General features: G+C 55.8%; 15 protein-coding genes and 1 pseudogene. 11 read left to right on the top strand and 5 right to left on the bottom strand.

The genetic code is table 11. The annotated features are described in order from the left end of the window. The first annotated feature begins 688 nt into the window (after window positions 1–688). A pseudogene (locus tag VN577_01750) lies at window positions 689–1,063 on the top strand (lytic transglycosylase domain-containing protein). A gap of 374 nt (window positions 1,064–1,437) precedes the next feature. Further along, window positions 1,438–3,123 carry an alpha/beta hydrolase-fold protein gene (locus tag VN577_01745; GenBank protein ID HWR13523.1) on the top strand — a complete coding sequence of 562 codons (1,686 nt, stop codon included), beginning with the start codon at window positions 1,438–1,440 and terminating at the stop codon, window positions 3,121–3,123. Window positions 3,124–3,385: 262 nt separating this feature from the next. Here the strand turns inward: VN577_01745 and VN577_01740 are convergent, their stop codons facing one another. Next, window positions 3,386–3,649, bottom strand: coding sequence for a Na+/H+ antiporter NhaA (locus VN577_01740; protein HWR13522.1), 264 nt, complete (start codon window positions 3,647–3,649; stop codon window positions 3,386–3,388). A 222-nt stretch (window positions 3,650–3,871) separates the two neighbouring features. Further along, window positions 3,872–4,738 carry a PIG-L family deacetylase gene (locus VN577_01735; protein HWR13521.1) on the bottom strand — a complete coding sequence of 289 codons (867 nt, stop codon included), beginning with the start codon at window positions 4,736–4,738 and terminating at the stop codon, window positions 3,872–3,874. Between the two features lie 565 nt (window positions 4,739–5,303). Between VN577_01735 and VN577_01730 the strand changes: the two genes are divergently transcribed. The 6 genes from VN577_01730 (at window position 5,304) to VN577_01705 (ending at window position 10,097) form a co-directional block, all read left to right on the top strand. Then, on the top strand, window positions 5,304–5,483 hold the full coding sequence (locus VN577_01730) for a DUF202 domain-containing protein (GenBank protein HWR13520.1): 180 nt from the start codon (window positions 5,304–5,306) through the stop codon (window positions 5,481–5,483). Next, on the top strand, window positions 5,480–5,653 hold the full coding sequence (locus VN577_01725) for a hypothetical protein (protein HWR13519.1): 174 nt from the start codon (window positions 5,480–5,482) through the stop codon (window positions 5,651–5,653). Before VN577_01730 ends, VN577_01725 begins: the two co-directional genes overlap by 4 nt. A gap of 40 nt (window positions 5,654–5,693) precedes the next feature. After that, complete coding sequence (locus tag VN577_01720; GenBank protein HWR13518.1) at window positions 5,694–7,037, top strand: ATP-binding protein; 1,344 nt, start codon at window positions 5,694–5,696, stop codon at window positions 7,035–7,037. A gap of 11 nt (window positions 7,038–7,048) precedes the next feature. After that, window positions 7,049–7,684: a response regulator transcription factor gene (locus tag VN577_01715; protein ID HWR13517.1), complete on the top strand. Its 636-nt coding sequence runs from the start codon at window positions 7,049–7,051 to the stop codon at window positions 7,682–7,684. Window positions 7,685–7,821: 137 nt separating this feature from the next. Further along, window positions 7,822–8,622, top strand: coding sequence for a trehalose-phosphatase (otsB, locus tag VN577_01710; GenBank protein ID HWR13516.1), 801 nt, complete (start codon window positions 7,822–7,824; stop codon window positions 8,620–8,622). After that, entirely contained in the window at window positions 8,619–10,097 is a 1,479-nt protein-coding gene (locus VN577_01705) for a trehalose-6-phosphate synthase (protein HWR13515.1), read from the top strand. Before otsB ends, VN577_01705 begins: the two co-directional genes overlap by 4 nt. 1,034 nt (window positions 10,098–11,131) lie before the next feature. Here VN577_01705 and VN577_01700 read toward each other — a convergent pair. From VN577_01700 to VN577_01690, 3 genes are all read right to left on the bottom strand, one after another. After that, a complete protein-coding gene (locus VN577_01700; GenBank protein ID HWR13514.1) occupies window positions 11,132–11,896 on the bottom strand; it encodes a hypothetical protein in 765 nt (254 codons plus the stop codon). Window positions 11,897–12,934: 1,038 nt separating this feature from the next. Then, window positions 12,935–14,254 (bottom strand): ribonuclease H-like domain-containing protein, encoded by a 1,320-nt coding sequence (locus tag VN577_01695; protein ID HWR13513.1) that lies wholly within the window; start codon window positions 14,252–14,254, stop codon window positions 12,935–12,937. Next, window positions 14,251–16,671: a DEAD/DEAH box helicase gene (locus VN577_01690; GenBank protein ID HWR13512.1), complete on the bottom strand. Its 2,421-nt coding sequence runs from the start codon at window positions 16,669–16,671 to the stop codon at window positions 14,251–14,253. Before VN577_01690 ends, VN577_01695 begins: the two co-directional genes overlap by 4 nt. A 622-nt stretch (window positions 16,672–17,293) precedes the next feature. Between VN577_01690 and VN577_01685 the strand changes: the two genes are divergently transcribed. The 3 genes from VN577_01685 (at window position 17,294) to VN577_01675 (ending at window position 21,269) form a co-directional block, all read left to right on the top strand. Beyond that, window positions 17,294–18,286, top strand: coding sequence for a MoxR family ATPase (locus VN577_01685; GenBank protein ID HWR13511.1), 993 nt, complete (start codon window positions 17,294–17,296; stop codon window positions 18,284–18,286). Further along, on the top strand, window positions 18,283–18,906 hold the full coding sequence (locus tag VN577_01680; GenBank protein ID HWR13510.1) for a lytic transglycosylase domain-containing protein: 624 nt from the start codon (window positions 18,283–18,285) through the stop codon (window positions 18,904–18,906). Before VN577_01685 ends, VN577_01680 begins: the two co-directional genes overlap by 4 nt. A gap of 929 nt (window positions 18,907–19,835) precedes the next feature. After that, entirely contained in the window at window positions 19,836–21,269 is a 1,434-nt protein-coding gene (locus VN577_01675; GenBank protein ID HWR13509.1) for a TrbI/VirB10 family protein, read from the top strand. Window positions 21,270–21,412: the final 143 nt, after the last annotated feature.

The following is a 21,412-nucleotide window of genomic DNA, read 5'->3' as shown; positions in this document are numbered from 1 at the left end:
TCCCAGTATGCGGCATCCAGTGCCTGAGTTCGTCCAGATCACGACTGTGACGAGGATTACACGGTCTGTAATCTCCTCGCGAACTGCCTGACGCAACGACATTTAGTTTTGCGGCAGGACCACAGCGATGAGTCAAATGCCTTATCGCACCCCATAGAAAAGTGTGCCGTTTATCGGACTGTTGACTTCTGGTCTTCTCATGTTGCTGCTTGGTGACGGCAGCAGCTTCTTGGCAGCCTTTAGCCGAATCCGTGTTGCTCACCGCGCGAGTCCAGATCACTCCCCGTGCCGCGAGTTCACGCGAGCGGTCGGCGCCCATCTAAAGGAAAGTTTATCTATTCAAGCAAAGCGCTTGTTTTCCCGCACGAGTCAGAATTCAGCTGTACAGCCGGCGGAAATGACTGCTGGACGAAGCGTGGCTGGCACTTTGGTTTCATTAACGTGCCAGCCGCGTGACTGAAAGTGGACCTGGCTGGACTTCCGTTGCGGCGCCGCAGCAAACGACCGTGAGCACCAGCCGCACCTCGAGGCAGCCGAGCAGCGTTCACTTAGAGCGTAGTCTCGTACTGGAGAAGATCGGTTTGGCTGATCTGGCCATAAACGAGCTTCGCGCAGCAAATCTATCTTCCGTAGAGTTCAGTCGCAAGGCGTCACGGATTTACCGTGACGCCGGTCAGTATCAGGGAGCGCAAATGCAGTCGGACTAATGCAGCTGCTGCCATCGACAGCAGCCGCTACCGGCAGGAATGTGGGATTATTTCCCGTAACGCCAGTGGATTTAAAACGTCCGGAAATCAACTTACGGGTTGGCATCTACCACTTTCGACAGCTGCTAGACGAGTTCAAAGGCCAGAAGGAATATGCACTCGCCGCATACAACGCGGGCAGTAGCCGCGTGAACCAATGGCTGGCTGCAGGTCCGTATGGAGGTATGGACGAGTTTGTGGAAAGCATACCTTTCACCGAAACTCGCGAGTATGTCCAGGCGATTGTGCGCAATGAAGTTCTTTACCGGCGCCTGTACTCAAACGCCGATATTCAGAGCGACGTTGGCGGAAGGTAAGGCTCAGAAGATTTTCTATCTCACCCTGGGTTAACTGGTGACGAAGAAGTACCTGAGCAAGCGCTCTCCACTGGGGAAGCTACCCTGGCACGGAATCATAGTCTTTTTGTCGTGCCGCACCCTTCGGCGCACTAAAGGTTGAAGTCGCTGAGAGCGATTATAAGCAGGTCCTACGTGGGTGCCCAGTAACCCTTCCAATTGAGTCGGTCGGTACCGGGTTGCCCAGTCGATTCTCCGTCTTGTTCAAACATGCATGGCTGGACATCTGATTTCTTCCAAGTTCCTGCGCATCACAGCGCGTCATAGATATGCGGCGTTATTCTCGGAAGCTTGGTTGTCTTCGTCTACCACGAAATGATCAAAGGAGGATCCTCGTGTGCGCTAAACGTGGATTTCTGGTCTTATTCGTTGTCTTCGCCGTTTTGAGTAGAGTCGCCAGTACGCAGGAAATGCAACTTAAGCCAGGCCACGTTCGCGAGGTGGACCTGACCCCGGGTCAAAAGCAATCATTTGCATTCACACTTGCCACTGGCGATTTCGTGCAGCTCGCGTTGAACCCACGTGGGCAGGTACTCATCGGGAGAACGTACGACCCCTCTGGCAGACTCTTCCGCGGCGCCACTATGGGACCGGCAGAAGGGAAATTCAACTTGGTCGCCAATGTTCCGGGAACGTATCGAGTAGACATTGCCGGAAAGAACCCACGCGCAACTGGCACCTATAGCATTGCGCTTGCCAAGGTGGTGACACTTGCCGCCCGACTTGCCCCACTCAAGCCTGTGGTGGAAAGTCTGCGGATCGAAGCTCTGCGTAAATCGCTTGAGCGCGGCGAACAAGAAAGCCTCAACTGGTTCTGGCAGGAGATCAACAAGACTGGCGCACCGCTAATCGAACCTATTGCCGGCGATCGAGAAAACATGGCTGTGACATTTGTATGGAAGGGCACGCCGTATACGCACAATGTTCTTGTGCTTTGGCTTCCCTATCTTGGCGTTACGCCCGATGAATTCTTCATGACACGCTTAGGCGACACGGACGTCTGGTACAAGACCATCAAAGTGAATCGGAAAATGCGCCTTGCATATACGCTGGCCACCAATGTTGGACGCCTGCGTCCGATGTCGCTGGGCTTCGACGCAGATGCCATCACCATGGCGGCGACAGCCGCCAGGCCAGATTCCCTTAACCCCAAGCGCTACCGCATCGACCCTGGGAACGTGGATGCGCCGGAATATAGCGGACAGTCGGTGCTCGAGATGCCCAATGCCCCAGCGCAGCCTTGGATCACCCCCCAGCCTGGGGTTGCCGGAGGACGAGTGGAGAAACGTCGGTTTAAGAGCACAACCCTTGGCAACGAGCGTGAAATCGCCATCTATTTGCCGCCCGGATACACGCAGCATGCGGAACCGTATCCACTGATAGTCTTATTCGATGAGGAGGAATATCTTACTCTGGTTCCCACGCCCGTCATTCTCGATAACCTGATTTCGGAGGGGCGAATACCGCCAGCTGTGGCGCTGTTGATCGGCAACGCGCCGGGCGGCCGTGATCGCGAGTTAGTCTGCAATCGGGAGTTTTCTCGGGCTCTGGTGACCGAACTGCTGCCTTGGGCGCACGGTCTATACAACTTCACCAGCGATCCTCACCTCACTGTAGTGGCCGGATCGAGCGCCGGCGGTCTCGCCGCCACATGCTCGGCTCTGTGGCATGCGGAGAGCTTCGGCAATGTCCTTGCGCAGTCCGGTGCCTTCCATAGAACTCCACCTTCCAGCAGCGATGCCATAGATTCCAGTTCGGAGCCTAACTGGGTCACACGCCAATTCATCTCGAGCCCCAGGAAGCAGCTGCGGTTCTACTTGGAAGCCGGCAGCGCCGAATTCAACGCCACGGGAAGCCCGGACTCCATCCTGTTCTGCACTCGGACGTTGCGAGATGTACTGCGAGCTAAGGGGTACGAAGTCCTTTTCCACGAGTTCGAAGGTGGACACGACTATCTCAGCTGGCGTGGCACCCTGGCCGATGGCCTAATTGCTCTGTTAGGCGAAGTTGAGTCCAAGTGACTTATATCGACGGCATTCGAGGTGACTCAAGGCGAAGGCGTTGAGAGATACTAGTGCCTTGCGGTGCCTCAACTCTCCGGCGTTTTTTGCGACATTATCAGCAGGCTCTGCATCTCGCAAATGCGATCAGCCCGGCAGGCAAACTAATTTGAACCTGAAAGGACGCCAAGGGAGAACGCAATATCAGTAGCCATGGGGATTCCCCACCCATGGCTTGTCTGTGTCCCAGAATTGAACACAAGATAGAGCGTTGCCGGAACGATCATCCCGCCCAAGCACAGATAATCGGCAACGAGGCTCGCTTCCATCCAGACAACTCGCCGTGCACGAACTCACGCTTTATTTCCAAGCCAACGACAAAGAAAAAGACCACCATCAGCGCGTCGTTAATCCATTCGCGGAAGGTATGCGAGAGAGAGAAACTCCTGAATTGGATGGATATATGCGTTGTCCAGAATCTTCCATACGAGTCGGCCGCAGATGAGTTGGCCCAGACGAGTGCAGCCGTGGCGGCAACGATCAGCATCAGCCCACTGGTGATCTCGGTATGAAAAACCTCTGCGCCGGCAGTAGGATCCTTTGCGCTACGAACGAGGTGTCCGCCTTCACTTGGACTGAACCTCGACTGCGGGCAGGAATGTGCATTTTGGCTCCTTTTATAGAATGCGGATGCCTGTTGAAAAACCAAATGCTTTGACAAGCAGAGCGCAGATACTCACAGTCGATTCCGCGGTATCAGCACCTCGCGCTAGGAAACACATGCGCCGCTCCTCGGTGGTCTTGTGAGCGTCTGGTGCAAGTACTTGCACGCCGCTTGTAGGTATGCGTGACAATTCGTCATGGAGAGAGAGACCTCAGCCCCGCTAACCGGCCAACGCCACACTTCATAATTAAGCAAACCGGAATGGGGCGGACACGAATAGTTGTAAGCCAGTTGTGGCCGGTAGAGCTCATTCGGCCCCCTAATAAATTCTCTGAGATCGGCTTGCGATCTGTATACCGCGAGCATTCTCTCTCGTCCGATCAGTTCCCTGTCGGTTGCCGAGATCTCAGCCTCATTGCCGACGGCTTGCAGAAATTCCTGGCACACAAGTTGCCCTTTGGCATCACGGTGGTATAAAGGCATCTCCCACACCGGTACACAGAGAGTGCCTCCCACCAGAGCAGCAAGGAAACTGCACGAATCGTGGTCCGGGTGCCCCCCTTCGAAAGCAGAAGTGAGGATGGCATCGGGAGCGAACTCGCCAACGGTTTCAAGCAGCAGCCAGACGGCATGAATTAGATTCTTGTGAAGCGCCTGGTCTGAAAAGTGGTGGGTGTTGGTGCGGTCATTCAAGAACGTTAAAGGCGATACGCCCTTAAGCGATTCGATTGCTTCCTGCCGCCTAACCGCTACGTAATTGTGCCTTGTTCCATATGACGACCAAAAGTACGCGTCCTGTGGCGCTCCGTCGGTTGCGATCACAACCAGCGGATGCTGAACTCGCTGCAACAATGCGGCACAGGCGAGCTCATCGTCCGGGTGAGCCACCAGTACCAGAGTTCTTCCTCGGAGCGCATCGATAGACTGAAGCGATGGTATCGCAGCTTTCTGCTTAGTTATGGGAGCAGCCATATTCCTGCCTCTTTGCTTACAACGGGGAGCGCACTCTCGCAGCAGGGCTGGCGAAAGCATGCGACGGCACCTCGCGAAAAGAAAAGGAAAGGTCTAACAAAGGAAAGAACAGATGAACCTGACTCGCGCTGTTCCGCTTTGACCGGGTGCGCACAACCAACTCTTCGCAAGCGGGCTATGACTTACAAATACGGCAGTGACAAAACTGAAGACTGTCAGAGCGGCCAGCTGAAGCATGCCGAGAAGTTTTGCCTGCCAGCCAGCCAAGACGGAAGTAGCCGGATGAATGAAGCTCAACAAGATCGCTAGCGCCACCATTAAGGCGATCCCGATCTGCCAGCCTCGTCCCATGGCTTTACTATGCACGCTGACATTTGGGTCTTCAACAAAAATCGGATACTTCTGCTCGACGTACAGCCACGACTGTACGGAGACGCCGCCCCATCGCCCGCTTGCTCGTACACGTAGTGCCGAGGCAGTAGTTGGCCACACGTGAAGGGATCAAAACCCGCGTTTCTGCCCGCTCTGGCCACGCATGCGACCTATACTTATCCGGGTGCTTCGAATGGCAAACAATTCTGATCATCTCGCAAACGAACGCACGTTTCTTGCTTGCATCCGAACGACAATTAGCCTGACTGTGTTCGGCTTCGTGGTTGCCAAGTTCGGCGTCACGCTACGACAGTTTCTCGGGCTGAATGAAAAGCTCATTCAGCAAAGCGGCATATCCTTCGAGATCGGATGATGTTCATGGTTGTCGGCATGGTCCTCTCCGGAGCTGCCTGGGTTCGATACAACAGCACGCGCAGGCACATCGAAACTTCGGGCCCTCTTATATCTGCTCCTTCGATCATCACGATGTTATTCGGCGGAGTCCTGGTAGCTTATCTGATATACACGCAAAAGCTGTTTTGAACTGCTATTCATTCGAGAAGACGGTCGAGAAGGAGTCACCATGCGCTCTCGGTCTTCGGTTATTCTGGCAATTAGCTTTGGCATACTCGTAACGCTCATCGCTATCCTCGGCATTGGCGCCGTGCGGAAAGCCAAGTCTATTTACGAGGAGATGCAGCGGACACAGGAGTCGTACATGCGCACGGAAGCATTTCGCCGCGACATTGCTTCTGACATGTATCTCGCCGATATCTTGGTTCGCGACTACTTGCTGGATCCATCACCTCAGAACGTAAAACAACACCGTGAACAGCTGCTGAAGATTCGAGAGTCACTCCAAAACCGTATGGACAGTTTGGCATCGCATATGGGCAGCGAGTACACACCACGATTACAGCAGATCCAGGACGAAGTGCAGGCGTATTGGGAATCCCTGGATCCTACATTTGATTGGACCCCGCAGGACAAAGCGGAAAAAAGCTGGGGATTCCTGCGGCATAAGGTGCTGCCGCGGCGTGAAACAGTCGTGTCGCTGGCCCGTGAGATTGCCCGCGCGAACCAGAAATCACTAGAGGCTGAACAGGCCAGAATCAAGCAGGGACAGCAAACATTGCGCTCCTTTCTGATTCGCATGATGACGTTTTCTCTTGTCCTTGGTGCGCTAGTGGCGACGGTCACCGTCTACCGGGTTGCGGTCCTCGAAGGCCAGCACGAATCGCAGCGTGCGAAAATCGAAGAAGCTGAGGCCGATCAGAGACGGCTTGCGCGGAAACTGGTTCAGGCACAGGAAACGGAGCGGAAATCCCTATCCCGAGAACTCCACGATGAAGTTGGGCAAACCCTCACAGCGCTGGGAATGGAACTGGCCAATATCGAGGCAATGAGAACGGCGGAAGAATCCTCATTTCGCGACCGGATCGATGAGGCAAAAAGGTTAAATGCTGAAGCGATGCGTTCGGTTCGAGGACTAGCGATGGGCCTGCGACCTTCCATGCTCGACGATCTGGGGCTTGAACCTGCCCTCGAATGGCAAGGACGTGAGTTTTCCCGACACACCGGCGTGCCCGCAACCGTACGAGTGAAAGGTGGTTTCGACGATCTCGATGATCAAGTACGGACCTGCATCTACCGGGTCGTGCAGGAGGCGCTGACTAACTGCGCGCGCCACGCCCACGCTTCTCACGTGGAGATAAGCGTTACGAAAGAATCGGAGAAAGTCCTCGTGGAGATCAAGGATAATGGGAAAGGGTTCGATGTTCGAATGAAGACAAGAACTGGTCTAGGCTTGATCGGAATGAAAGAACGCGTTGAATCTCTCGGTGGCGAGCTTTCAATTCTATCTTCGACTGGGACCGGAACAGCCGTCTCACTACACATCCCGGTAAGCACTGGAGTCGCAGCATGAGGAAAGTGCGAGTGTTGATCGCTGATGATCATGGGATTGTCCGGAAGGGACTGCGTTTGCAGCTGGAGCAACACAAAGATTTCGAAGTCATCGGAGAAGCAAGCGACGGACGAGAGGCAGTGAGGCAGGCCGAAGAACTCGCACCTGATGTAGTCGTGATGGACATCGGCATGCCAAATCTCAACGGGATTCAGGCAACGGCCCAAATCGTAAAGAAGAACCCTAAGATAGGGGTCATTATCCTGAGCATGCATTCCGATGAAAGCTACGTAACCCGTAGCCTTTCGGCGGGAGCTAAAGGATATCTTTTAAAGGATTCAGCTGATATTGATCTCTACCGTGCGGTTCAGGTGGTAGCTCAAGGGAAATCTTTTTTCAGTCCCGCGATCGCAAATACCTTGCTGGAAGACTATATGCGACAGCTGCAACAGCGCGGCCTTGAAGACAGCTATGACCTGCTGACAGAGCGCGAGAAGGAGGTTTTCCAGATGCTCGCGGAAGGAAAATCAAACAAAGACATTGCGCAGGATTTGAATCTCAGTCCGTATACGATCGAGACACACCGCACGCGCATCATGCAGAAGCTCAATCTGCACAGCGCAACCGACATAATCCTCTATGCGGTACGGAAGAAGATCATTACCTAACGCCGGGCCGAGTACTGAGCTTTTCCCCAGCAAATACAGTCCGCGGAGTATGTCGCAAGCCGCACGCCGTGCGTAATAGTCAAGGTGCACCTCTCGGCAAACCAGCCGAACATGGTGACTAATGGCTGAGACGCACCATGAGCACTGTCCCTGCACATCCCAATCGTGCACACGCTGTCCTCGGCGTGTACGCGAGCAGGCGCGACCGGGCCCTGCTCCTGGATTACGACGGTACCATCGCTCCATTCGTAAACGATCGATCTCGCGCGCATCCCTATCCTCAGGTCCCCGCATTGCTCGACGAGATCATGGAACGGTGCGGAACACGGGTAGTCATAGTTTCCGGCAGACCGGTGAAGGACATAACTCTCCTCCTTCAGACAAGGTTGCGGCCGGAAATTTGGGGCTGCTACGGCTTGGAACGCCTGCTCCCTGCTGGACAGTATTCGTGCGTGCGTCTCAGTCCAGAGTGCGATTCAATTCTGTCGGAAACTGCTTTGCGACTCGAGGGCGCGGGATTGGCCGCCTACTTGGAGCAGAAGCGCGGATGTGTCGCCGTTCACTGGCGAGGCCTGCTTCCGAATCGCCAGGAGGAGATCAGGGCGCTGGCTTACCGGACATTCAGCATGTTCACGGGACGGAACGGATTCTTTGTCAGCGAATTCGACGGAGGCGTTGAGCTCCGTCACCGTGCCGGCACGAAGAGACATGCAGTCGAGACAATTCTTTCGGAATTGGGCTCCGATGTCGCGGTCGCATACATGGGCGACGATGCCACAGATGAAGAAGCCTTTCGACTGCTCAACGATCGTGGACTCACGATCTTGGTCCGACCCACATATCGCTTTACGGCAGCACAACTTTGGCTGCAGCCGCCGCAGGAACTGCGGGCGTTTCTGTCGGAGTGGATCGCCGCCGGCAGTGAGGAACAACGATGAATTCACGTTTGATTGTCGTTTCCAATCGGCTTCCTGTCTCGATAACAGAGCAAGATGGAAGCGTTTGTGTGGAACGCAGCTCCGGCGGTTTGGTTACCGCACTCCAGCCGGTTATGAACAAATCCGGCGGAGCGTGGATTGGCTGGCCCGGATCGGAGGTGAGCGCCGAGGTTCTGCACGCTCTTAATCGTAACGGCGATGGGAACTATCGACTCATTCCCGTTTCTCTTTCTCGGGAAGAAGTGGCCGAGTACTACAGCGGGTGTTCGAATGCTACTCTGTGGCCGCTATTTCATGGCTTTCCGTCACGCTGTCGCTTTGAGCCCAGTTTTTGGGAAACTTATCAGCAGGTGAACGAGCATTTCGCTGATGCCGTTCGTGCCATAGCCACCCCACGCGATCTCGTCTGGGTGCACGACTATCACCTCATGACGGTCGCCTCAGCCCTGCGGGACAGTGAATGCCGACTGAAGCTCGGATACTTCCATCACATCCCGTTTCCCGAACCTGAGACCTTTGGGAAATTGCCGTGGCGGAAGGAAATCTTGCAGAGCTTATTGCACTTCAACGTAGTTGGATTTCAAACCATCCACGACAGGCGAAACTTCCTAGCTTCGGTAAAGCGCTATCTCCCAAAGGGAGTCGTTCTTCGGCGGATCGGTTCTTCGTTTCTGGTTTCTGCCGCCGGTACCCACACTGTGGTCGGCGCGTTCCCGATCAGTGTCGACTTCGATCAATTTGACGAATGCTCCCCGGAGGACATGAATCAAGTGAGGGACCTTCGAAGACAGTTGCCCGCACAAAAGATCTTCCTCGGGGTTGACCGATTGGACTACACAAAAGGGATCATTGAGCGCCTTTCTGCTTTCGAAGTGATGCTGAAGCAGCAACCTGAATTCAGGGGTCTAGTGCATTTTATCCAAGTCGTCGTTCCGAGTCGCGAAGAGGTTAAGTCGTATTCCGACTTGCGGGAAAAGATTGAGCGATGTGTAAGCCGGATCGACGGTGAATTCGGCAAAGTAGGTTGGGTTCCCATCACCTATCTTCATCGCCAGTTGTCACCTGCCGAGTTACGCAGTTTCTACCGGGCTGCAGACGTCGCGGTTGTGACACCTCTTCGCGACGGCATGAATCTGGTGGCCAAGGAGTTCTGCGCGTCGAGGGATGACGAACGCGGTGTACTTATTCTCAGTGAGTTCGCTGGAGCAGCCGATGAGTTGTCCCTCGGAGCACTACTCACCAATCCTTATGATGTCGTGCAAACGGCAGAGGTGATGAAGCTTGCTCTGAAAATGCCTGAAGGCGAATGCATGCGCCGGATGCGTTCGATGCGCGAACAAGTGAAAACTCATGACGTGTGGCGCTGGTCCTCAGCATTCCGTAAAACGTGTGCGGACTCCGCACCGCTTCACCTGTTTGAACCAGCGCTAAGGGACCTCGCCATTCGGTCGGAACTTCAGTTGAGTGCTGACTGAGAGAAAGACGTAGGCGCGATCATGAATATACTTTGCTACGGAGAGTCTGCGGAAAGGCAGAAACAACGTTGCGATTTCTTTCAAGGAGCGGGATGCAGCGCCGAATGGGCAACCGAACTCAGTGCTGCCTTGGCACTCCTGGTCAGCAAGCCTTTTGATTCGGTTGTGTTCGGCCGCAGCATACCTCCGTCTGAGTGCGACAGGTTGGCTGAGGTGATGCATTCGATTCGTCCAAAACTGGAGGTCTTTTCGCTTGCTGCGTTCGAACGCGAACTGACCCTCCCGGAGGAGCAAGGCATACCGGATCAGGGGCCCTTGATCTCTGTTTACCTGAGGATGAGCGGTATACGACCAGTAACGGGACGTTCGTGTCAGTACCCACGCACAACTTAGAACAGTCACGGTAATCACTCACTGTTCTTCGGCAGATGAGCATTAGGTGGCGCCACTGCCGCGGCAACGGGCTGATGCCGCTATCGCTTACGATGTTGGGGAGCTGGTAAGATAGAAGAAACGTTCGTCGCATCGCAATTCTGTGGATCCAACCGGTACCGTCGTTAAGAACTCCGACACCGCTGCTTTCACGGGAGATATTCTTTCATCGAAAATCTCATTCAGGCATGTGTACGTGGAAGAAACATACGGGTCAGGCGCTGCAGTTCAATGACCGCTTTATGCCGTGCGTCTCGGGCGTGTTCTAGGATTTTAGTGTCGGCGCTGCATCGCAGAAGATAATCGCAATGGCTTACGATTTCCTCGTATTGAGAGCGCAGATAAGAATAGTCGTCGATAGGAGTCATTGTTCGTTACCGAAGAGTAGGTGTCCTGCGTCTACTGGCGCTGTGACCTACATCACATCCAGTACGTTCGTAACCTCGCGCCAGTACCGTCGCATAAGAGCCCGACTAGCGTGGCATCCCTTCCCACCTTGCCCTGCGCCGACTGGGCTACCAATGTATTAACGCTCCCTGGGTTGTACGCGAACTACCTGTGTTTCTAAGCTGACGTCGAACACCTTCTGCTTCTCCATCTAACTAAGGACTTCCCAACCTCTTAAGGCCCTTGCGTCCGGCTATAATACGCATCTTCCCCGGACCGGCCTCCTCAATTCCTTCACCGTGTCGGGTGGCGTTCCAAAAGGATCGGATCCAAATCAACAGCGCCACGGTATAGAAGATCGGCAGCAGTTTCATATAGAACTTCTGTTCGGGTGAGTCGAAGAGGAACGCAGACACCTTCGGCCAGAAGGTCTGAAAGCCTAACGCGGCAGCTATGCCCACAGCGATCCCAGTATCGCGCTCGTGCCACGGCACAGAATAGGAGCGCGAAAACATGATCGTCAGAGCCATGAACCCAAAGATCGCCATTCCCAGACCGCGCTGCATGCCAACGATAAAGTCCATGATTGGGAAACGCGCGCCTGACGGAATTTGAAGCGACGCAGCAACCATTACCGCGGATACTGCTGTCGCCATCCTGATCAATGCCCTCTTGATGCTGCGAGGGAGCCATCTGGCACGCTCAGTGACTGAGTCGAATACCTCATGCACTACACAGAACAGGAAGGCAAACGTTACCAATTGCCCCGACCAGTATGTGTAGAAGTACACCCGTGGGCTCGACGAAAGAGCGATCAACAGCAAAACGATTTCGAGTGCCAGGGAAAACTCGATGAACGCGGTAAAAGCCGGGAAATCGCGGCCATGGTCGTGCCTTCGGATGATCCAGGTCAAGACGGCGAAAAGGACGATGTTCACTGCTACCACAAGGTAGGTCTCAAATGGTATCAGTTGTCTCATGAAACAATGGGCCGCCGTTTCGCAGCGATCCCACTCTACCACTTTGCTTGCATCGAAACGTACTTTTCATTCCTGGACATATCTCGTGAGGACAACTAGGAGGTGGCGTAGCGATCCGGCTCGGTCCCATGACCAGGATTGCGGGAGCCCCCAGCGTTGCTGCAATAACCGGCAAACGTGTTTTCATTTCTAACCGTCCGCCCCCAAGCAACAGGATTTCGCCGCCGCGAAGTACCGTTGATTTCCAGTAGTACCCCGGGCGGCTAAGACCGCTCAACTGAGCGGTATTCGCACGTATTTTCTTAAAGCAACTGTTCTATCGTTCGCGTTTGGCGTTTACAATTTTGCATAGTCACAGTAACAGGAGACAAAAAGTGTCGAGCAACCACTCTTTGGCAAAAGCAATTCTCGACCTCCGCAGGAGACTTAACCTTTCTCAAACCCAGCTGGCGAACAAGCTGGGCGTTAGCGCCATGGCAGTGTCGAGGTGGGAGCGCGGGGAGAACGAGCCCGGACAACACCTGATCGGGTTGGCTAAACTTACTCGGACTCCGCAGCAGTTCTGGTTCTTCATTGAAAAAATGGGTCTCACGAAACGAGATCTCGTCAAAAGGTAAGCTCCTGTTCGCACCAGGAAGTGCATACGGCTGGGGCACATATACCTGGAGCCCCTCCGGCCAGGTCACTCCACGTACGCTGATGGATGCGAACTAGGCCTGGGTACCGGGGCGAAGCGCGCATTCGAGGCAGCCAGATGGCGACAAAGCGCGCCCTCACCAGCGCAAGAGAACGACAGGACAACTCACCATGCGGATCCGGAGTGCAAAATATCTATGGCTGTGGGGCCAGCAGGATCACGCGCGAACTGTGTGTCGTGACTCTGCCGAGAAGATGCGCCTCCGGAAAGTCCGTGATGCTGTTCCGATGCCTTACCTGTTCGAGCCAGTCGACCAGCGACTCAGCTCGAGCACTAGGTCCGCTGTCGTGCCATCCTGCGTCGTCTTTTGATTCCAACACCCGTTTTAGTCGCGTCCGCCTTCACCGAGGCTCGAGGGTGCACGGCAGGAAGTTCAGAAAGGGTTTTCGGATCTTTCGTTCCACCCGCTCCAGTCGGTACTCGAACCTCGACTTGATCTCGCCATACGACTCCCGCGTGATGGCGCCCGCCTGATGGGCGCGGTGAAGTTCATTGAGCGCCTGCTGAACGATCTGTCGAGCCTGCTCCGGGCAACGCGCCTTGTGCTCGTAATAAATCGCCAACTGCTCGTATGCCTCGTAGCCATGCCGTGAATTTCCGAGTGTATTTCTCCAGAGCTCACACGCCAATTCGAAATCGCCCTCACGTTTGGCGAGCCGCGCCAAAGAGCGCCGCGCTGTCCGATCAGTCTCGGTCGGCAAGATAGACGCAATTGATTTCTCGTATAGTTTGCGTGCGCGGGCTTTCTCGCCTTGCTTCTCGCAGATGCGAGACACACCGAACAGTTCCAGCCCGTCTCGTCCTTCGTTTTCGACATCAGCCAGGAGCGCAACGATGCGGCTGGACAATGCTGCCAGTCCACGTAAGTCCATCTGGTTGTGATGAATAACTGGAACGAGCGGTTCGGGTGGACCTCCGCGCAAGTAGTCGAAGTAGATTTGCGGGATGAGACTGGAAAGCACATCGGCTCTCCGGTCCCAGCCGAGCACATGACGCTCCAATTCGGAGAGCCTCACGGAGCCAAGTCGCTGTCGCCAAAGGTTTCGGGCGGGGTGAAGGAAATCAAGATGCGCTCGAAGGCTCGGGACAGGGATCCTACGGCTCATGCGGTAGCGAGTTTCGAGCAGCGGCCAATCGAACGATTTGCCATTGAAGGTAACCAGCACTGGGTGCTCCGCGATCCGCTTCCGCAAAGCCAGTAGTAGTGAGCGCTCCTCACTGTACTCGCGCATAAAGAACTGCTCGATCTCAAGCCCACCACCTTCCCACCATGCAATGCCAACCAGAAATGCATAGGTGCCGCTGCCGCCAGCTAGGCCTGTGGTCTCTGTGTCCAGAAAAAGCCATTGCTCGGGATCGGCAATCACATCGGGTGCCTCCGGCAGCAGCAGCTTAAGAGCGCGACGGTCTGGTGAATATCGAGGCGGTTGAGCGCACCAGCAGCGCACGGAAAGATAATCTCCATACTCGTTTGCTTGTGTTGCGGCGCCTAGAAGTTGTGCCAGCCGGTCTGGTTCATTCTGCGTCCCCCGTGTTCTGAACTGCGACTCGCCGGAGTCCAGCAGAGAGGTTTGCCGGCCACGCGCCAGTGCTTCAGTTGTTGAGCGCTGAAGGGCTTTTAAGCCTCGTACTCGGTCAAGGCTCACGTATCGGATGCTCATGCGGTCTCTGTCCTCGTGGCCACGAGCTGAGAGTCCCGGCATAGTCTTCCAAGAATCGCAAGTACGACATCTTTAGTCCTCTCGCTGCGATCCGCAGTGGGACCAACGCAGGAAGGGCATCCGTTCTCGCACGGGCATGCGCTGATCAGCTCGTGCGTGCGATCCAGTAATGTGCCGCAACTCTGGTACAGAGGCTTACTGAATCCGATCCCGCCTGGGTAAGCGTCGTATATATAAAGATTAGGTTCGAAGAATTCCTTGGCCTCGGTTGCATTTGCAGGCTCCACGAAATCCTCCCAGTTGATCTCGCTTGCAGCACTGGGCGGGCGTTCGCCAACAGCCGTGCCAAGGTCCCGGCGATCGCACATCATCAGGAGAGTTGCCATGGACCCGAGCGCGTAGAGCAAGCCAAAAATACCGCTCTGACGCTCGGAAAGACTGAACGGCAATTCGGCTAGAAGGCTATGTCCTAGTGTTAGCCAGAACGAAGTCGTGTGCATCTCGTTCTCCGGCAATTCCAGTTTTCCGGAGCCCACGTTTTCGTTGGTAAAGAACTTGATCTTCTTAAACCCGACGACTTGCGATCTCACCAGTACGTCGCCATGTGCACGGGCCGCTGGCCCGGCAATAGCCTCTTCTTCCGCGACTTCGAGTACGCGAACCTGCGTGTACCGGATCGCATCGGTGAAGTAATCCACGTCGACGGGCTTCACATAGGCTTTGCGCTTGTCAAAATCCAAATGCTCGACGTGGTACTGCTGCCCTTGGTGGATGTAGATCGCTTTGGGATGAACCGTAGTAAGGGCGGAGGAAAAATCGACTTCGCCGATCACCTCCGGCTTGCCGCCGTCTTCGCCAGTCGTATCGATGATGACAAAGTTGTCGGACGTGACGGAACGCAAACTAATTGTGTCCGCTGGATAGGCTTCGTCGATCCAATGCCAGTTTCCGCCACTCTGATGAAGGAACCCTATCTCCCCTAGTTGCTCACACAGTTCTGGCACATTGACGTCGCCGAACCGTTCGTCCGGAGAAATCGGCAACTCGAAGGCTGCACATTTCAGATGGTTTACCAAAATCTCCAAATTGTCCGGTTGTATGTGTGCGTGCTCGGGTGAGCTACCAAAAAAGTAGTCGGGATGTTGCACGATGAACTGATCCAGCGGAGCCGAAGAGGCGACGAACACGGAGCATGAGCTTCCGCTCCGTCGTCCTGCCCGACCTGCCCTTTGCCATGTAGAAGCAATCGTTCCTGCGTAGCCTGCCATTACGCATGCGTCAAGGGAGCCAACATCAATCCCTAATTCGAGTGCGTTTGTGGCTACCACTCCCAGAATGCGGCCGTCGCGCAGACCGCGTTCAATCTCCCGCCGCTCTCCAGGCAAATAGCCTCCACGGTAGCCGCGAATCGCTTCTGATTGGCCGGGCTTCGGAGGATTGGCCTGCTGCAAATAGGTGAGCATGACCTCCGTGTGTAGACGGCTGTTAGCAAAGACAATCGTCTGAAGCTTCCGGGCGAGGATCTCTTTGGCGATCCGTGTTGCCTCGTTGATGTAGCTACGTCGAATTCCGAGGTTTCGGTTGACTATGGGTGGGTTATAGAAGACGAAGTGCTTCTCGCCCGCGGGGGCTCCGTTCTCGTCGATAACTGTGACCTCGTTTTCGATCAATTGAGAAGCCAACTCTCCGGGATTAGCAATCGTGGCGGAGCAGCAGATGAACTGCGGATTGGAGCCGTAGAACTTCGCTACACGTTTCAATCGCCTGAGTACGTTCGCCAGATGGCTCCCGAAGACGCCGCGGTAGGTGTGCAATTCGTCGAGCACGATATAGCGCAGGTTCTCGAACAACCGAATCCATTTCGTGTGGTGAGGAAGGATGCCGGCATGGAGCATGTCCGGATTAGTCAGAACGACGTGACCACGTTCTCGAATCGCTTTTCGGGCATCGCTCGGCGTGTCACCGTCATAGGTGAACACTCCGAAACTGTCGTCGAGTTTCTTCCCGAGACCCTGCAATTCCGCCAACTGGTCCTGGGCAAGCGCTTTGGTCGGGAACAAATAGAGCGCGCGAGTATCGGGATTCTCCAGCACCGCGTTCAACACTGGTAGGTTGTAACAAAGCGTCTTTCCCGATGCCGTCGGCGTCACCACAACGACATGCTTACCGCCACGTATGAGTTCGGCGGCCATTGCCTGATGCGAATACAGTTCTCGGATTCCTTTTTCCCGATATGCCTCAGCTAGGGCACTTGTCACCCAGGCTGGGAGAGGACGAAGGTTCGCTTCTCGGGCAGGAATTTTCCGCACTGCGGTCAGCACTTCTTCCTGGTGATAACGCGCGACCAGCGATCCGAGAATGTTGTGGACAGTTTCGAGACTTGCTGGTGGACGCGGGGATAAGGAGTGGGCGGACATGAAGAACTCCGGTTGTATTCGCTTTTTGTTCGCCTAGAATAGCGCCTCCTTTCAGACCGTGCAATAGGTGCTTGGAAAATTGGCCCCTGTGTCGGCTCCTGCCAAGTTGAGGTTGCTCCAGCGGAGTAGCAGTTACCGGGGCGAAAAATCCATATAAGCACGTCGAAAATGCCCATAATGCCCGCAATCTTTGAAAAAAAAGAACTTGTTATCGCTCGTCCTGCTGCCACGGCGCTAACCTTTATTATGTGTATGGTTTTCCTTACCCCGCACCTGTGGATCGGCGCCGGTCTTCGCAGTCATTCAGACCGAGATTGGTGCAAATAGAACGGGCTCTACCTGGGCAGTGGCCAGGCCAGTAAGAGTCATGTTCCTTGTCGGGGCAGCCGTAGTTCGCGTCAGGGAAAATGCGATCCGTGAAGAATGCTTTGACTCTCTGCGGTTCTGAACCGAATGTGAGCTTGCGCTGTCATGATCGTCCCCACGAACACGGAGAATAGGCCGGAAAGATACGATACAAAACTCATTCCACTTCCGTCATGTGCCCGAAGCAACCAACTAAGAAAGTCTTCCTCGTCGGGACTATCTACGTTCCGTAGTCCCGAGGTCGGATGCGCGAAACATGCTTCCGGTGTACTGTCCATGCCGGAAGGAAGCCGACGTGTTCTCATCTGCGCATGAACTTGCTGACAAACTCCGCGACGCGCGATACATCATCGATCCAGTCACGCTGGAGGTGGTGTACCTAGCCGCGCGGATGCGGAAACCGCTGCTGGTGGAAGGTCCTCCGGGCTGCGGCAAGACCGAACTGGCTTATGCCGTCGCCGCCGCCGCAGGTACCGTGGTCGAACGCCTCCAGTGTTATGTCGGCATCACGGAAGAGAAGATCATCGGCAGGTTCGACGAGCCCCTACAGAAGCTCTATCTCAAAACGCAGGGCGCAAACCTGAACCGCTCCTGGTGTGAAATTCGCGACCATATGCACACGCTCGATTTCTTTGCCCAAGGGCCGCTGTTGCGCGCATTGCGCCGTCAACAGCGGCCGTGTGTGTTGTTGATCGACGAACTGGACAAGGTGGACCATGGGGTCGAGGCGCTTTTGTTGGAGGTCCTTTCTGCTTTTCAGATCACCGTCCCGAAGCTGGGCACCATCCAGGCAAGCACCATTCCTTTTGTCGTGTTGAGCTCAAACGAGGAGCGCAGGCTGGGCGACCCGCTTCGGCGGCGCTGTTTCTATCTGCGATTTGAATATCCGAGCATCGAGCGCGAACGGGAAATCCTCGCCATCCGCAGCCCCAGCAAGAGTCCGGAACTGCGGGGACAGCTTGCAGGTCTCGCTCATGCCTTGCGCGGCTGGAACATGGAGAAGCCTCCTTCGATCGCCGAGATGCTGGACCTCGCACAAGCGCTGGAAATTCTTGGCGGAGAGGAAATCTCGCACGAACAGCGAGATCTGCTATTACCGCTGCTGGCCAAGACAGAGGCCGACCGCAAAAGGCTGATGCTGCGGGCCGGATTCGAGGGCTTGGTCGCCGACTCAAAACGCTATCGCGATGAACTGCTGGCCGCAGCCGAGATCGAGGCGATTCCGGTGTCCGGCGCGGAGGCCGCATGACGTCGTGCGCAGCTTGCGTGATGCTGTTGCTGGTGGGGGTGGCCAATGCGCAACCCGCCGATCATCGCATCCGCGAACTTGCGGGAAGTTGGGTGGTCTACTACGCCGGCGCGTATCGCGTTCCGGTGGAGCTGGTGGAGGCCATCATCGACGAGGAGTCCGGCTGGAACCCTTTCGCCGTTTCCAGCAAAGGAGCCGCGGGAATCATGCAGTTGATGCCAGCTACGGCGCTTCGCTTCGGCGTTCGCAATCGATTCCGCCTGGACGAGAACATTCATGGCGGGGTCGCCTATCTGGCTTGGCTGGGTCAACGATTCAGGGGCGACCTGCGCTTGATGACTGCCGCCTACTACGTGGGAGAATATGCGATTTCGATGCGCGGGCTCGCTTACTCATCCCAGGACGTACAAAGTTACGTGAAACGCGTCGCGGCCCGTTACCGACTCCGCCGCCTCGCCGCCGGGAAAAGCCGGAGACGAAATCGAGGTGAACATGAACAGGATTCAACTGTTGGGGATCGCGCTGCTGCTTGCTGCCACCCTATCCCTGGCGCAACAACCAAGCATCGATCCGCAGGTTCGAAACCGGCCGACGGCGGACCACAAGATCACAAGCGTTGAACTCACCGCACACTTCGTGACGGCGATCCGCGTCCCCGAACCGGTCAATTCGGTGGTCGTGGGCGACCCTACTCTCTTTCAGGTCGAGCACTCGGAGCATGAGCCGGTAATGGTTTTTGTGAAGGCGCTAACCACCGAGCCCAGCCAGAGCAACCTTTTGATCTCTACGATCAAAGGGCGGCAGATCAGTATTCTGCTGGTCAATCATGGACACGGTTCGAACCCTTCCAAGGTGGATTTCCTGCTGCGCTATCAGAATGCCGGCAGATTCTTAATTGAACCCGATCCCGTCCCCTTCGCACTGGTGGCGCAAACCACCAGCCTTAACCAAGCGCCGGTCGCCAGCGCCAACGAACCAGTCGCCAAACCTGCGGGACTAGCCGCAGCGGCTGCCGGGTTGATCCCGACCGCGCTTCAGAGTCCGGCGTCATCCGAGGCGACGAACGATTCGAAAGCAGATTCTCTCGACGGTTTGCTGGAGCGCCAAAAGCTCGCGCCCTTGCCGGTGCTCTACAGCGAGCACATGGAAAGCGACGAGGTCAAAGGGGCTCGGCTGCGTGCGGGGATCAGCGAGGTGCTCGACGGGGGACAAGAGGTGATCGTGCTATTTTCGGTCGTTAACGCGGGCAAAAACCCGATCCTGCTGATGCCACCGCAGATCCAGTTGGGAGGTCGCAACCGCTCCGGAAGATTGATCAAGCGCGAACGCTGGTCCACGGCGGAACAGCTGCCGGTCCTGGATTCGCGGCTTAGCAAGCGCCGCATCGCGCCGGGTGAACGCTCCGATGGGGTGGTATGGTTTGAGCGGCCTCCCTACAAGCGTTCCTCGGAGACGCTCTTCCTGCAAATGGCGGAATCAGGCGCCGTCGACAAGCCAGCTTTAGCACCGATCGGCTTTGGAGTGAGCACGCTCCGGGAGATAGCCAATCATGCACAATGACGGAATCAGCAGCGAAACCAACTTGGCCTCGCATATGCAAGCGCAGGATTCGGCGAATGCAACCGAGGAAGCGGAGGCAGAGAACATCGGCAAGCCAGGATGGCGGGAATCGTTCCGCATCGCTTTCGATCGCGCACGCAGGCAGCAAAAGCCAATCGAAAACCGGAAGGAGTTGGCCCGTGACAAAAGCAAGTCGTTTTTCGTATTGGCGGCCGTGGCAGTGGTGTTGCTCTTGGTTTTCTTCGGAGTCTTCTCAAGTCCCAAGAAACGAACAGCGGTTCCCGGTAAAACTCCGCGCGGCCAAGCCGGTCTGGGACGAAAAGTCACGCCTGGACAGGACAGCGCCGACGCCGGTAAGAACGCGGTTCCCCTACTGAGCGCCGATGTGCGGTCCGCCGATCCAGGCTTGGCAGGCCAGGTGACTCCGGAAGAAGTTGGCCGCACTTCTCGCAACGGATATGTGCCCCTTCAGTCGCTCCACTCGGCTACACCGAAGCCGGGCATTCCGCAGGATTTTGCCCTGGGCAAAGTCGATTTCTCTGATCCGTTGGTTGGACAAGGTAACACGATTCCACCGCCGCCTCCGCCGCCCAGCGAACACGCGGCAGCATCGAGTCAATCTCCCGATCTGAAGAAACCGTCGCTGGTATTCGTGCGTGCGCTGGGAGCGAAGCCGGCCATCATGTCCCACTCCCCGGACGAACCGGAAAACACGCTGTCATTGCCCGCTGGAACTCGTTTGGTAGCCCGCCTAGAGTCGCCGATTAGCTCGGCGATAGCGACTCCAGCCGTGGCGGTGATCGAGTACAACTACGAGCGTAACGGCCAGATCGTGATGCCGGCAGGAGCGAAGGTTATTGGCCGTCTCACGCAGGTCGATCCGTCCGGGTATGTGGGGCTCCAGTTCAGCCGCATTGAGATGCCAGACCAGACAATTATGAAAATTGAAGGCTCTGCGATGGATCTGAACTTCGCTCCGCTGAAAGGATACGTGTCCGGAAAGAAGAGGGGGACGAAGTTTCTGGTGCGTTCGTTAACCGGCTTAGGAACGGTGGCTTCTTATCTGGTTGGACCGCAGGGGTCAAGTTCCGTGGGTCTGATCTCGACGAACGCGTTGATGCGAGAGCGCTTGGCCAACAACGTGGCCACGGCAGGGCAAGATGAATTGAACGGCTTGGCGTTCAACCAGAACTTGGTCGTGACCGTGCCCGGTAACACGCGTTTCTATATTGTCCTGCAGAAACCCACCACTGATAGCGCAGGCTCTTCCAGTGGAACACGAAACGCAGCGACCAACACCGCCGGGCGAAGCGGCGGTGTCCCCACCATGGAGGAGCTCCGGCAACTACTCGAATTGCGGCGCGAAATCAACGAACTCTACACGCACACCAGCCAGGCGGCACCGGCGTCCCCACAACCGTGAAAACGCAATGCGAATGGTGCTGGGCCGGAACCGGCGAATTGGATACGTGTCGGACGGCTCCAGAGAAGCGATCGCGACCGGTCGCGGTCCCACTATAAACCTTCATCCCCCCAACTCTCGGAAGCGGCGTTGCTTCATCTCAG

The organism is Terriglobales bacterium (genome assembly GCA_035561515.1).
Lineage (GTDB): Bacteria > Acidobacteriota > Terriglobia > Terriglobales > Acidobacteriaceae > DATMXP01.
This window is presented reverse-complemented; position numbering and strand designations above follow the sequence as displayed.